The organism is Pseudoalteromonas sp. P1-11 (assembly GCF_001399995.1).
GTDB classification, from domain to species: domain Bacteria; phylum Pseudomonadota; class Gammaproteobacteria; order Enterobacterales; family Alteromonadaceae; genus Pseudoalteromonas; species Pseudoalteromonas atlantica.
In genome coordinates this window covers 97,330-111,049 of record NZ_LJSP01000011.1, presented here as the reverse complement: position 1 = coordinate 111,049, position 13,720 = coordinate 97,330, and the positions used below count along the sequence as shown (strand labels likewise).

Here is a 13,720-nt window from a genome sequence, read left to right as displayed (position 1 = left end):
GTTTAAGCTCCAAGAAAGTTAAGTACGACCTTGAAGCTTAAAATGAGAGATGGTATCTACAACCTAAATTTAGCATCGTGGCTATTTTTACTTGTAGACGCATAACTTGTTGGCGTGACGGGCAAAGCCTGTAATAAAAGATTTATCCTCGAAGAGATTTAGAAGCGCTGCGCTTTAGATCATTAATAAAACTAAATTAAAGGTAATAAAAAAGCGCGATATAAATATCGCGCTCTTAAATCGGCTTTTAACTAGATCAAATGAGTTTATTCGCTTTCATTTTCCATAAAGCGTTGTAATTGATCTTTTAAGTTTGGTGGAATGCCTTTAATAACCAGTGTATCGGTCGCTTCATTGTAAGTTACGCGCTCACCTAAATGTTTACGCTCAAAACTAACACTAACTCCGCCCCCTAAACCCGAAAACTTGACCATACTGGTCACCGTTTTTTTATCGACCGGGAAAGAGTCTTCTAAATCGTAGCTTTGCTCTTTGCAAAAGTTATCAAACGGACTGTCGTCACCTTTCGTTAGCGTAGCCGAAAGCTCAGTAACGCTTGCATCTTCACCCGTGGTCACACAATCGTTACAGTAATCAAATACTTGCTTACGTAACTCGTCTTTTTCTGATTTATCGAATGATTGCTCCGATAAATAGTCTTCAACGGCATTAAGCATCACTTGGCTTTGTTGTCTAGGGTCTATGCCCTCTTCACAACCTAAAAAGTCTAAGAAAAAGTCTGCTACTTTTCGCCCTGCTCGCCCTTTAATAAAAGAGATATAGCGATTGTCGTCAGCTTGAGTATCCCACGCGGTTAAATCGATACGTGCAGCTAGTTGCATGCGCGATATGTCTAAGTGGCGCGACGCTGCTAAATCAAGCTCAGAGGTCATGCTGTAGTGCTCTTTAATATTGATCATAGCTATTAGCATGTAATCAGTAGCCACATACTGATAATGACAAAATACTAAGTAGCCTGTTTCGCTAAAGGCATATTTATCTAACTCTTCTTTTAAAACAGTAGATGCCTGCTCGGTCATGTGCCAAAAGCCTAACTCGTCATTACGATAGCTTTGCATTGCCGAGGCTACAACACTGTTTTTATCGCCACTAAATGCACAGTAACCTTTACCTGGCTTTGAGTTGTATGCATGATGAAGTTGTTCGATAAAAACAGCGACTTTATCGTTTATCACCATTTCATCGTTTCGTAGGTGAATTTGCGTATCGTCGTCTTTTTTGTCTACATAATGAACGACTAATTTTTTAACGTCTGTTGTCATCTTTGTTTTTCACGCCTCTGGTGTTAAAATACGAGAATATAACTCTTTTATTGAACCAACTGATGCCAATCTTATCAAAATACTCTAATGAAGAAGTAGAACAAATCGTCGATCAGCTCATTGATGTGCTAACGCAACACAATGCGCCGGTTGATTTAAGCCTTATGTGTTTAGGAAATTCTATCACGCATATCCTAAAAGAGCATGTACCTGCAGGGAAAAGACAAGCCGTAACTGAGAACTTTGCAAAAGCACTTGCTCAGTCGGTTAAATAAATTATATGAATTTATCGCAGCACAATCAGTTTTCGTCAAAAGCGAGTCAGTTATTAAGTTGGGGCCACTGGTTCACTTTTGCAAATATTGGTTTAGCGCTTTTTATTAGCCTAAGCTTTTTATTTGCAGATTCACCGCCAACTAGCTTTATGGGTATTACCTATATGTTAGTGACGTGGTTAAGCCATACGAGCTTTATCGCTTTTTTAGCATTTGTGCTGACGGTATTTCCTTTAAGTTTAGTGTTTCCCTACCCTCGACATATTCGAGGTATGGCTGCCGTTATTGCTACGCTTGGGGCGTCTATTTTAACGCTTGATGCGTATGTATACGTTAATCTGGGCTATCATTTAAGTTCCTCTGCGCTACCGGAAATCATTTCCTTACTGTGGCACCGTCTAACTAGCTCGCCTGCCCTTACTACATTGCTAGCCGGGGGGATTGTTTTACTCATTTTAGGCTTCCAATTAGTTGTAAGTAACTATACATGGCAGCACTTAGCGCGTTTAAAACAACTTAAGTTTGCCCGTTTTGCCAGCTCGTTTTTAGTGTTGTGTTTTGCACTTAGCCACAGTATTCACATTTGGGCAGATGCAAATTTAAAGTTTGATATAACAAAGCAAGATAACGTTTTACCGCTGTCGTACCCTACGACCGCTAAAAGCTTATTAGCAAAAAATGATTTGCTCGACATTGAAAGCTATAAACAAGCTCACAATGTAAGAATTAATAACCAAAATATTAATTACCAAATACCTGCGCCAATGCAAAAATGTGAAGATTACACTGCTCAGCAAGTCGATATTTTTGTATTTGATACCAACGAGCAGTTAAAACGCTTTGTTGCCAAGCATAAAAACCTACATAAAACTGATCAGTTTTTACAGCCAACACACCATGGCGATAGCTTGTTTAGTTTAGTGTATGGCTTACCTTCTTTTTATAAGATGGCTATTTTATCAGAGCAAACCTTGCCCGCGTGGCAAAGTCAGCGCAGAAGCATAGAGCTAGCTGGAATTGAAAAGCTAAACTTTATAAACGATCAAGCGCATTCAAACAGCGCAATTAAAATCATTAAAGGTGAAGATAATCCGTCTCCTCGCAGTGACGACACCCATACTTTTGCGTTTAGCTTAGCTAATAATAGCTCGGAAGTAGTTACATCATCGGTGTTATACAGCTCAGATAAGCGAATAGCCAAGGTAGATGGACTTATTCAACCCAGTGATATTATTGCAACCAGTGTAGGCCAATACTTAAACTGTAAGTCTGTGGTTAAACAAACCATGCTAGGTGAAAACCTGTATAAGAAAAAAACGGACACTGGCGTTAATTACTCGCAAGGCGTAGTTATTGCTTACAAAAAAGATAGAATTACGCTAATAGATTCAGACGGTAACTATAAAAATATATCTGCCGCTGAAGGTTTTTCTATTGAGCAAAGCCTCGATATCCCGTTTTTAGTACAAAGTATTAAAAAGCTAAAAACCTACACACAATAGCCCTATCCCTTAACCTAGCTTGCTATAACACCAAGCTAGGTTATATTTACTAAATCATAGTAAACGCTCAGGGATGAAATTAATGCAAAAACACACACTTTTTTTATGCGCAGTAATGGTATGCCCACTTTCTCTGCATGCGCAAAATGCCACAACTTACTATAAATGCGTGACAAAAAACGGCACTATCTTTTCGCAATTCCCTTGTAACGATAACGCTACCGCCTACACAATTAATACTGTATCGGGAATTAATACTGCACCGGCGCAAGACTACACAAAAGAGCTAAACGCATTAGAGCGCGAACGGATTGTGCTTGATCTGCAAGCTGAGCTGAGAAGTAATACTAATAAATTAGCGATTATAAAACGTAAAAAAGACCGCGCAGAGTACAACCAACAACAGCGCCTCAACCGTATTTTAGATGACGAGGACAAAAAGTTAATTAGCAAAGATATTACCAAACAATTAAAAATAATAAATAAAGATCATAAAAAGCAAACCACCGAAATTGAAAAGCGCATTAAAAAATTAGAGAAAAAAATAGCCTCCTACCAATAGCATGGCTTTTGCCATCACACTCAATTATGCTTTAAGCTAAAAGTATAAAAACTGAGAATATTTATCTTGGTTTTAAACTTAAAATAACATAACCTTAACAACTATAGAGTTAAAGCTCTAACGTGTATAACACTACAGCACCACTAACATTTATAAATGCTGTACTAAAATCGTTATATACACTTTTTTAAGGAGTGTTTATGCAGCCACGCCATATAGCTGAATTAATTTTAACGGGTTTTAAAAAGCATTATCAGCTGTTTCAAAAAACCACCGCCCAAGCCCCGCTTGCCTTTGCAAAGCGCGATTGGCAGCAAATTAATGAAATTAGTAAACTGCGTATTAGTTACTACGATGACAGAGTAAACGAAACTACTAAAGCATTAAAACAAGCACAGTTAACTGAGCAATTAGATGAGCAACTTTGGCTTGAAGTAAAAATACTGTACCAACGCTTTTTATGCTTTCATCCTCAAGCTGAACTTGCCGAAACATTTTATAACTCAGTATTTTGCCGTTTGTACCACAGACGCTATTTTCATAACGACTTTATATTTGTACAAGCCACATTAAAAGATGCCCCTGCCATTCCTGTTGAGGCAGAGTACCGCAGCTACTTTCCAGTGGTTGATGGTTTAAAGCCCACAATCAAGCGCATTATTGAGCATTTTGATTTTAAAGCCCCGTTTGTAAATTTAGAGCGGGATATACGTTTGCTGGTAAAGGCATTTTACAAACAAGCGCCAGACACTCACCACCAGCCTTGGCAAATGCGCTTTGATATTTTGCACGCGCCTTTTTATCGTAACAAAGCAGCTTACATAGTCGGCCGAGTTGTCTCTCAAAGCGGTGTGCAGCCTTTTATTATTGCGGTACTGCACCATGAAGATAAAGGCTTATACCTCGATGCGCTATTAACCAAATCATCGCAAATGCGGGTTATTTTTGGCTTTGCACGGGCTTATTTTATGGTTGAAACCCATGCGCCCTCAGCCATGGTGCGATTTTTAAATCAACTTATGCCTAATAAAACACTCGCTGAGCTTTATAATGCCATTGGGTTTCATAAACAAGGTAAGACAGAGTTTTACCGTGAATTTTTACATCACTTGTCTCACTCAGACGATAACTTTATTATAGCGCCAGGCACACCAGGCATGGTTATGATGGTATTTACACTGCCCTCTTTTGGCTATGTATTTAAAGTAATTAAAGATAAGTTTGGCGAAAGCAAACCGTTTGGCCGCGAGACCGTGCTTAAACGCTATCAACTGGTAAAAAGCCATGATCGGGTTGGCCGCATGGCTGATACCATAGAATACTCTAACGTCGTATTTCCTTTGGCACGCTTTGATAGTAATTTACTGGCGCAGCTACATAAAACCATTGGCTCATCTATGGTAATTGAAGGCCCGTGGCTTATTATCAAGCATTTATATATTGAAAGGCGCATGACACCGCTTAATTTATTTTTAGAAAACGCCAGCGAAGAAAGTGCTGCCGATGCAATAGAAGAGTATGGCCAAGCACTTAAAGAAATGATTGCGGTAAATATATTCCCAGGCGACATGCTGCTTAAAAACTTTGGGGTAAGCAAACACAAGCGCATTATTTTTTACGACTACGATGAGGTTCAATACCTAACAGATATGAACTTTAGGGCCTTACCTAAGGCCAAAAGCTATGATGATTACTTAACTGATGAACAAAGCTACTCAGTTGCGCCGCAAGATGTTTTTCCTGAGCAACTTTGTACCTTTGTTATGCCAAACCCAAAGTACAAACAGTTTTTGCTCAGTACACACCCCGAGCTTGTTGATGTTAGTTTTTGGAAGCAAGCTCAGCAAAATATAAAAAAGGGTCATGTTAGTCACATATACCCATACCCGACAGCACAACGCTTTATTCATCACTGGTAAGCGTTAAAGGACACACAATGAACATAAGTAAAATAGATTTAAATTTGCTGGTTTACCTCGACACCCTATTACGTGAGTGTAACGTAACCCGCGCCGCTAACCAGTTAAGTATTACTCAACCAGCTATGAGTAACGGCCTTAAGCGTTTAAGAAACTTGTTTAACGATCCAATTTTGGTACGTACCAGTGAAGGTATGGTCCCCACAGAGCGTGCTATAGAGCTGCAACCGGTTATTCGCGGTATATTAATGACCCTAGAAGAAACTCTCGCACCTAATCGCGAATTTGAAGCCAGCCAAAGTAAACGTGTATTTAGAATAATGGCCAGTGACTATGCAGCCAGTACATTAGCGCCTAAGCTTTTAAGTAAACTTCATGAAGAAGCGCCCGATACAACCCTAGATATACTGACGCCTAGTGATGTAACGTTTCATGATGTTGAAAATGGTAAAGTGGATATGGCAATTAACCGCTTTGAAAACCTTCCGCAATCTTTTCATCATAAACGCATATGGAAAGACAGCTTTTGCTGCTTAGTAAAAGCTGACAACCCAATTATCGAAAACTTTAGCCTAGACAGCTATTTAAAAGCCCGCCATATATGGGTCAGTAAAACCGGCTTTGGGGTTGGCGTAGGTATGGACCCTAAAGATGTACAAAAGCTAGGTTGGGTAGATGAAGCACTTGCCCATTTTGGTAAACACCGAAATATTGCTACGTTTACCCGTAATTACCACGTAGCCATTCATTTAGCAAAAGAGCAAAATTTAGTGGCGACCTTACCTTCAAAGGCTGCCAATATTTACTTAGATGATGCAGGCCTTAAAATTTTAGAGCCTCCATTTCCTATACCGCCTTTTGAACTAGATATGATTTGGAGCCCTTTACTGCATCGCGATGCAAGTCATATATGGTTACGCCAAAAAGTAGCCGAAGTGGCTGATGAGCTTAAATAACCTTATTACAAAAGCCATGTAAAATTTGCGAGGTTATTTTATTTTAAATAGCCTTGCAGTTTGAATATAAATAAAATAGCTAACTATTTCAGCATGTTAAAAATTAAAATAAAACTGGAATGGCCTTTGCTCTATTTACTATGAAACTTAAATTCATGTAAAGAGAGGTCATTATGAATACCCATCAAGGAACAGAAGCAACTCATATTACTGACATCATCCAAGTAATGAACAGTGGCATTGATTTTTATCAAAAAGCGCAAGAGAAAGTTGAAGACCCAGCCATTGGCGCATTATTTCAACGCATGATTGACGCACGAAAAGTAAGTGTTGAGCGCTTACAACCTTATGCAGTTAACGAAAAAGGTGAGCGTGAAGACGGCTCTTCTTTTGCTGTAGAAGCACGCAGAGCTTACACAGCCCTACTCACTTCATTTAGTTCTCATAACGATAAAACATACGTTAAAGAGCTTGAAGAAGTAGAAGATAAAACCCTTGAAGAAATTAAAGCAGCGATGGAGAAACCACAGCCAGCCGACTGTGAAGCAGCCTTAGCGAAAACCTTGCTAACGATGCAAAGCTGCCACACCGAAATGAGCCGAATGCAAAAGCATTAATTTTCAATTGCATATATTTAAAACCCAGCCTAGCCGCTGGGTTTTTTATTATTACAACGTCCAGTTTAAACCCTGCTATGTATAGCCAAGTCCAAAATGCCTCATTTAGTATCATCAAAGCCATACAGGGGGTATACCAATCCGTAATAATGTTTAATTAAGCGAATTGGTATAATTTAACGCTGAGGTAAGGCGTTGCACAATAATAAAATCGCGGTTTACAAATAAATACTAAAAAGGCTAAATACAAAAAAAGGGCCTTACGGCCCTTTGAACTTAAATAACATAAGGGAGTGTTATTTATTAAAAACGGTATTCTGCACCTACATAGTAATAAGCACCATTAAAGCCAAATGGCGCTGAACGGCGAGAGTATTCAAATACCCCATCGCTGCTTACAATAGTATTGCCATTTGAATCTACAATTGTGCCCGAGCGTGAGTTACCAATGGTGTTTTTATCTGGGTACACGTCAAATAAGTTATTTGCACCAATATTTACAGATAAATCTTCAGTCACGAAGTAGTTAACTTTAACGTCAGTTAAAATTTCTGCTCCGTAGGTTTGGCGTCCGCCATCTTCTACTGTGTATTCACCAAAGCGGTTAAGTGAAAGGTTCACAGTCCAATCTCCACGCTGGTAAAGCGCACTTAAGTTGATGCGATCTTCTGGTTGCCACTCTTCAATAATTGAAATTTCTTGATCAGAGAAAACATCTTCAACAGGTACGGTTTCAAGCCCTGAGCCCGATGGCGTAAATAACGACACCACCTCAGTTTCAGTAAAGTTAGCTGCTAAAGTAAAATCAAGCGTGCCACCTAATCCCTCGGTATTCCAAGTAGCTACAAAATCAATACCCGAAGTTTCGGTATCTGCACCATTTAAGAAAAACTGTCCTGCACCTGCGCCTGAGCTGATTAATGCAGCATCTAGGCTTGAAGAAAGCCCTTTACCTAAACGATTACTAATTACTATGCGGTCGTCAATATCAATTGAGTAGTAATCCACAGTAACATTAATGTTACCCGTCACGTTGTAGACAATACCTAAGCTGCGGTTTTGCGATTTTTCTTCTTTAAGTTTTGGAATACCTAAACTTTGCGCAAGGGTTGAATCGTTTCTGAATGTACCTACTTCTTCAGCAACCAATGAGCCGTCTTCAGCCACAACAAATTGTGTGCTGATATTGTTAAAATACAATTGCTGCATTGATGGCGCTCTAAAGCCTGAGCTTAATGCACCACGCAGTGACACATCATCAGTAATTGCCCAGTTACCTGCAAGCTTAAAGTTTACCGTGTCGCCAAAGCCTTTGTAATTATCATAACGCAGTGCGCCTGATAAAATGACATCTTCAATTAGGTAGGTTTCTGCATCAAGGTAAAACGAAATTACATCGCGTGACTCATCAACCGATGATGCCGGCGAAGAACCACCAAAACCTTGCGTGCCGCCAGAGGCATCTTCAGAGCCTACACCGCCACTTAAACCACTATAAATACTTACCCCATCAAGGGTGTCGTAATCACGATAAGCATATTCGCTGCCCTCTAAAATACGGTATTCATCGGTACGTATTTCTGCACCCATAGCCAGCGAGTAGTCATCAAAGTTTTGCGTAAAATCTATATTAATGGTTTGCAGTGATAACTCCATGCCATAGGCATAGGCTTCACGTGGAATAGTACTGCGAATATCAGCGGCACTTAAACCTTGCTCGTATCGTAAAAAGTTAGCGTACGAGGCATTAATTGTGTCACTTGTTGTGTAATCAATACTGTTTTCACCGTAGGTGTACGATACATCTAAACTTGCATCGTTATCAAAGTCGGTTTTGTAACCAAAGTTGTAAGAAATATCATCAATTGTGGTATTAATTTTGGGTAAAAAGCCTAACGGGATAGTTGCATCGTTGTCTTGTAAAACAGGGTTACCGCCCGCATTCGCATTATGACGGAAAAACGCTGCTGATTCGTTATCGCGCGTTGAATAAGTAATAAAGCCATACAGCTCACCATCACCTAACTCATACCCTGTATTAACGGTTAAGCCAAATTGTTGTGAGTCGGCATCACCAATACGAAAAGTGTCTCTGTCGGCGGTCAGTTCACGCGGATCGTCTGCCAGTAAAGTACCGTCGCTAAGCTCTGTACAGCCATAAAACTGACACGAGCCGTGCAAACCTGCGCGGTTAGTAGGCGAGCGGTCGCGGTAATTAAGTGTTGCATTTAAGTAGCCGCTATCACCTAGGGCAAACCCTTTATTAAAATCAACGTTTACTGTTTCGCCATCACCCTCTGAGTATTGGCCGTAATTAACCGCTGCTTTGCCGCCTTCGCTACCATCTTTTAGTACAATATTGATTACACCGGCAATTGCATCTGAGCCGTATTGCGCTGCTGCGCCGTCTCGTAAAACTTCTATACGTTTAATAGCTGAGGCTGGAATAGCATTCATATCGGTACCTGCGGTACCACGCCCTACTGAGGTATTGATATGAATAATACTTGCCTGATGGCGGCGCTTACCATTAATAAGCACAAGTGTTTGGTCAGGCCCTAAACCACGCAGTGTTGCAGGTCGTAAGGCGTCAGTGCCGTCACTGATTGACGAGCTTGAAAAGTTAAATGAAGGTGCAATAGATTGCAACATACGGCCAACTTCGGTTTGGCCTGTGTTTTCAAGTGCTTCAGCACTTAAAATATCAACGGGTACGGGTAAATCTTCTACTGAGCGCCCTGCTACGCGGCTACCTACAATAGCAATTTTTTCTATTTTCTCTTGTGCAACATCCTCTGCTGCATTCACACCGTGTGAATTTGCTGCAAGCAATGCTGGTAATACAGCTGCACTAACCCCTGAAAGCTTCATCATGTTGTTATCTTTCCTATTGATTTGTTTGAGTTTTATACTCAGTAAACCATTTTGATCAACAACCGCATCGAGCTCAGTCCCACTTAATAATGCTTGCAGTGCATCTAATTGGGTATAAAAACCATAAACCGAATTTGCTTGGTAATTTTTTGCCAACTCATAAGAAAACACCACGGTTTGCTCTGTTTGTTTCGCAAATTCTATTAAGGCTTTGTCTGCTCGCTGCGCTTGTATATCAAATTGCACCATTTGCCCAGTGGTCTGTGTTGCCCCTTGCACACTCAAGCTAAAAATAGCCGGAGCAAGTACACTTAAACCACTAAATAAATGCGTTTGGTTACTGCGCAATTTATATAAACAGCTGACAAACAAAATTCCTCTATAGTTTTTTATCTTTTTTTTAAACTTTTTTTTACTAATAACATTTAAAGATGCAACTTCACCTAACATTTGTTTGATATGCATAACATTTCTTATGATTTAGTTTGCTGTGTTAGGCTCACCATATGTTCACCTAAACGCTCATGCTCAATTGCAAAGTTAGTCTGTAAACTCTCAAGTAGCCCCTCAACATCGCCAGCTTTAAATACACCCGCCACTTTTATATTGGCAAGCTCATCGCTTGAAAGCTCAAAACGCGTAGAGGTGTAGCGGCTCACTTCATTTAATGCATCGCTTAAATGCTCACCATTAAAAATTAACATGCCATTTTGCCACGCTAAATCACGCTGTACGTCATCCACAGAAAGCTGTGTGATAGGTTTAGTAATGCTTTGCTCTATAATTGCTTTTTCGCCAGAGATAACAATATTGGCATTGATTTTACGTACTTTTTTAGCGTTGTTATCAGCCAGTTGGTAGTCTTTAAAATCGTTGGCACTTACAGCAACACTTGGGTCGGTGATCATCACTTTACCTTCGGTTACAACCAGCTCTAAATCAGAAGAGGTATTGCGTTGTACATTAAATACAGTACCAAGTGCCGTAAAGCTCTTATCGCCAGCCATCACACTAAATGGGCGCGATGCATCTTTTGCTACATTAAAACGCCCTTCACCCTTGCTCAGTAATAACTGACGACGCCCTTTGCTATAAGCTACCTCTAATAGGCTATTCGTGTTTAATTGCACTATGGTGCCGTCGGGTAAAACATACGTGGCTTGTTCGCCCACCTTCGTTGTATATATTTTGGTGTAATTTATTTTAGCCAGCTCTTCGTTGTAGCCGTTTTCAAGGTTAATTAATAAGTAACTACACACCATTAATGCTGCAAATAAGCTCGCGGCAATCGCACTAGAAAACGCCCATCTTTTTTTCTGGGGCTGTTTTACACTTCTATGCGGAAATAAACTGCTTAACTCGTTTAATACGGACAATTCATCCCATAGCTGCGCAAGTTCGTAGACGGCATCTTGATGGGCGGTGCTTTGCATCATCCAAAGCTTAAATTGCTCTTTTTCAATTTCGCTTAAGCCCCTATCAATTGCGCTGATCCATTGGCAGGCTTTTTCTAAAATTAAATCTTTTGATGTAAATTGATGAACATTACTCATTTTGCTGCCCTCTCAATTGATAGAGCCGAATTACAAGCAGAATTATGTGCCGCAGATTGGTTATGATTTTGTTCATGTTCTTTCATGTATAACATGGTTTGTAATAAACCTTTGGCAATGTGTTTTTCTACTGTGCTTTCACTTAATTGCATGTGCTGGGCGATTTCTTTTTGGCTCATACCGTACACTTTTTTAAATATAAAACATTTACGGATAGAAGAATTTAGTTGATCCGTTGCTCTGCAAAAAAGTAAAAAACGCTCTTTTGAGGTGTACTCATCCTCAAGTTGTGAGGATTTAAGCAGCGGGGGTAATTCTGCGTCGTGCTCTAACGAGTCATTAAACTTGTTATCCCACTTGGCTATATGATTAAGCGCTAAGTGCTTTGCAGTTTTAAGCATGTAACTGCGTCTAAACTGAATATCTTGTTTTAAATCAGCTTCGTAGCTTTTAATAAAGGTTTCTTGCACAATGTCTTCTACGTCATCGGGCTGTACAATACGCGACACAAAGCGTTTTAACTGCTTAGTGATATCAACAAACGTTGATGTCATATTTACTTTGGTAGTCATCCTTAACATAGGCCTATTGTTATTTTTATTACCGATAGATTACGAGTTTTTGGCATAAAAACAAGCGCAAATGTTAATTTAGCGTTGTTTAGGTGGGTTTTGAGTAAACAGGAGATCAAATGAGTAAATTATTAGATTACATAAGGCTCAGCTTTTTTGCAGCAGGTTTACTATTAGGGGTACAAATACCGGCCTTTGTAAGTGACTTTGGGCACGCTTTAGATGCACATTTAATTGAAGCGAATAACGCATTAGCCCCGTTTAAAAAAGATGCTCAAAACTACTTTAACAACGATTTAAACAAGTTAATTGCCCACTATGAAAATATTGGTGATGATATTGTGGGTAAGGGGGCTACCCATATTAAAAGCCTCAATAATCGCCAGCACTCTTTACAAGCGGCAGTTAATAACTTTAACCAATCGCCCTATTTATTTACTTTAACCAGCGACTTTCTCACCATTAAAAAGCAAGTATGGCAACGCTTTGAAGGGCAAATAGTGTTAAAAAAAGACTCCATAATAGCAGCGCTAGTTAGCGCCATTATTATTGCTATTTTTGCTGAGTTTATTGGCTTTGTAACCTTATTCATTATTAAGCGCGGGTATTACCGCTTATTCATAGCTGGCAAATAAAGACTTCATAAACTCATAAAACACCTCGGTTTTACGGGTTGTTAAGCTATTTTGAGGCCGTAAAAACCACACCGGCGCGTCGCTTTGGGCCATTACATTGGGCATCACCTCTACTAAGTTTCCGGCACTTAGCTCATCGTTAATCGCAATTTTAGATTTAATGGCTATGCCATGTCCGGCAAGGGCTGCTTGCGTCATGTTATCGGAATTAGAAATCGTAAAGCGCGTTTTGGCATTAAAGGTGTGTATTTTATTATTTTTATCATACAGTTTTAACTGCCTTTGCCAGGGTAAACACACCCAATAGTGCGTGCTCAGTTCGCTTAGTGTACAAGGCATACCATGCTTTTTTATATAACTTGGTGCTGCACATAAAATACGGGAGTTGTTGACAATTTTGCGAGAAAGCAGGCCAGAATCGGTTAATTGCCCTACTCTAATTGCCACATCTTGTGCATCATCGACCACATTGACAAAATGATCAGTAATTAAAAAGTCGAGCTTGAGCTGCGGGTATTGGGTTTCAAACTCGGTCAACTTAGGCATAACATACTTTGAAAAAACCCACGGTGGCATAGTCACACGTAATAACCCGCTCACTGAAGAGCTTCGTGCGCCAATGCTGTGCTCTGCATCGTGCAAGGCTTCTATAATAGCCCCTACGCGATGATAAAATAGCTCACCGGCGGGCGATAACCTCACTCGTCTGCTGTCTCTGAACACTAACACGGTTGAAAGCTCACGCTCGAGCTTGCTTAGCCTGTGGCTTACTGTTGCCGGCGACAAACGTTGCTCACGCGCAGCTGCAAGCACCCCTTTATTTTCTACGACGGCAATAAATGTTTCTAGGTCACTTAAATTATACATACATTTGGCTAGGCAGTTTTTAGTATTTAATATTTTCGAATGAAGCTTTCAGTTTTGCAATATATATTTAAATAACTAAAACATCCATAATCGCCGTACAGTTAT

General features: G+C 39.9%; 12 protein-coding genes. 7 read left to right on the top strand and 5 right to left on the bottom strand.

Annotation, left to right across the window (positions count from 1 at the left end; genetic code table 11):
* Nucleotides 1–266: 266 nt before the first annotated feature.
* Nucleotides 267–1,283, bottom strand: a complete 1,017-nt coding sequence (gene yejK, locus AN390_RS16095; RefSeq protein WP_055255357.1) for a nucleoid-associated protein YejK — start codon at nucleotides 1,281–1,283, stop codon at nucleotides 267–269.
* A gap of 62 nt (nucleotides 1,284–1,345) precedes the next feature.
* Here yejK and AN390_RS16090 point away from each other — a divergent pair, with 62 nt between their 5' ends.
* The 6 genes from AN390_RS16090 to AN390_RS16065 all read left to right on the top strand — a co-directional run bounded on the left by AN390_RS16090 (nucleotide 1,346) and on the right by AN390_RS16065 (nucleotide 7,114).
* Entirely contained in the window at nucleotides 1,346–1,558 is a 213-nt protein-coding gene (locus AN390_RS16090) for a DUF1414 domain-containing protein (RefSeq protein ID WP_004588923.1), read from the top strand.
* 5 nt (nucleotides 1,559–1,563) lie between these two features.
* Nucleotides 1,564–3,060, top strand: coding sequence for a DUF3413 domain-containing protein (locus tag AN390_RS16085; RefSeq protein ID WP_055255356.1), 1,497 nt, complete (start codon nucleotides 1,564–1,566; stop codon nucleotides 3,058–3,060).
* Nucleotides 3,061–3,142: 82 nt separating this feature from the next.
* Nucleotides 3,143–3,622 (top strand): hypothetical protein, encoded by a 480-nt coding sequence (locus AN390_RS16080; protein ID WP_029772054.1) that lies wholly within the window; start codon nucleotides 3,143–3,145, stop codon nucleotides 3,620–3,622.
* 200 nt (nucleotides 3,623–3,822) lie between these two features.
* Nucleotides 3,823–5,541 (top strand): bifunctional isocitrate dehydrogenase kinase/phosphatase, encoded by a 1,719-nt coding sequence (aceK, locus tag AN390_RS16075; protein ID WP_055255355.1) that lies wholly within the window; start codon nucleotides 3,823–3,825, stop codon nucleotides 5,539–5,541.
* Nucleotides 5,542–5,558: 17 nt separating this feature from the next.
* Nucleotides 5,559–6,497, top strand: coding sequence for a LysR family transcriptional regulator (locus tag AN390_RS16070; RefSeq protein WP_024032602.1), 939 nt, complete (start codon nucleotides 5,559–5,561; stop codon nucleotides 6,495–6,497).
* 173 nt (nucleotides 6,498–6,670) lie between these two features.
* Nucleotides 6,671–7,114, top strand: a complete 444-nt coding sequence (locus AN390_RS16065; RefSeq protein ID WP_055255354.1) for a PA2169 family four-helix-bundle protein — start codon at nucleotides 6,671–6,673, stop codon at nucleotides 7,112–7,114.
* A gap of 303 nt (nucleotides 7,115–7,417) precedes the next feature.
* Here the strand turns inward: AN390_RS16065 and AN390_RS16060 are convergent, their stop codons facing one another.
* The 3 genes from AN390_RS16060 to AN390_RS16050 are packed head-to-tail and all read right to left on the bottom strand — an operon-like array spanning nucleotide 7,418 to nucleotide 12,113.
* Nucleotides 7,418–10,453 (bottom strand): TonB-dependent siderophore receptor, encoded by a 3,036-nt coding sequence (locus AN390_RS16060; RefSeq protein WP_055255353.1) that lies wholly within the window; start codon nucleotides 10,451–10,453, stop codon nucleotides 7,418–7,420.
* A gap of 8 nt (nucleotides 10,454–10,461) precedes the next feature.
* Complete coding sequence (locus AN390_RS16055; protein ID WP_055255352.1) at nucleotides 10,462–11,541, bottom strand: FecR family protein; 1,080 nt, start codon at nucleotides 11,539–11,541, stop codon at nucleotides 10,462–10,464.
* The gene (locus tag AN390_RS16050; RefSeq protein ID WP_004588915.1) at nucleotides 11,538–12,113 is read right to left on the bottom strand and encodes an RNA polymerase sigma factor; all 576 of its coding nucleotides are present in this window, start codon (nucleotides 12,111–12,113) and stop codon (nucleotides 11,538–11,540) included. The genes AN390_RS16055 and AN390_RS16050 overlap by 4 nt, the downstream gene beginning before the upstream one ends.
* 119 nt (nucleotides 12,114–12,232) lie before the next feature.
* On the opposite strand from AN390_RS16050, the gene AN390_RS16045 reads away from it, so the two are divergent.
* Nucleotides 12,233–12,748 carry a DUF2937 family protein gene (locus AN390_RS16045; protein ID WP_004588914.1) on the top strand — a complete coding sequence of 172 codons (516 nt, stop codon included), beginning with the start codon at nucleotides 12,233–12,235 and terminating at the stop codon, nucleotides 12,746–12,748.
* Here AN390_RS16045 and AN390_RS16040 read toward each other — a convergent pair.
* Complete coding sequence (locus AN390_RS16040; RefSeq protein ID WP_055255351.1) at nucleotides 12,728–13,615, bottom strand: LysR family transcriptional regulator; 888 nt, start codon at nucleotides 13,613–13,615, stop codon at nucleotides 12,728–12,730. The two genes, AN390_RS16045 and AN390_RS16040, sit on opposite strands and share 21 nt — an antisense overlap.
* Nucleotides 13,616–13,720 lie beyond the last annotated feature (105 nt).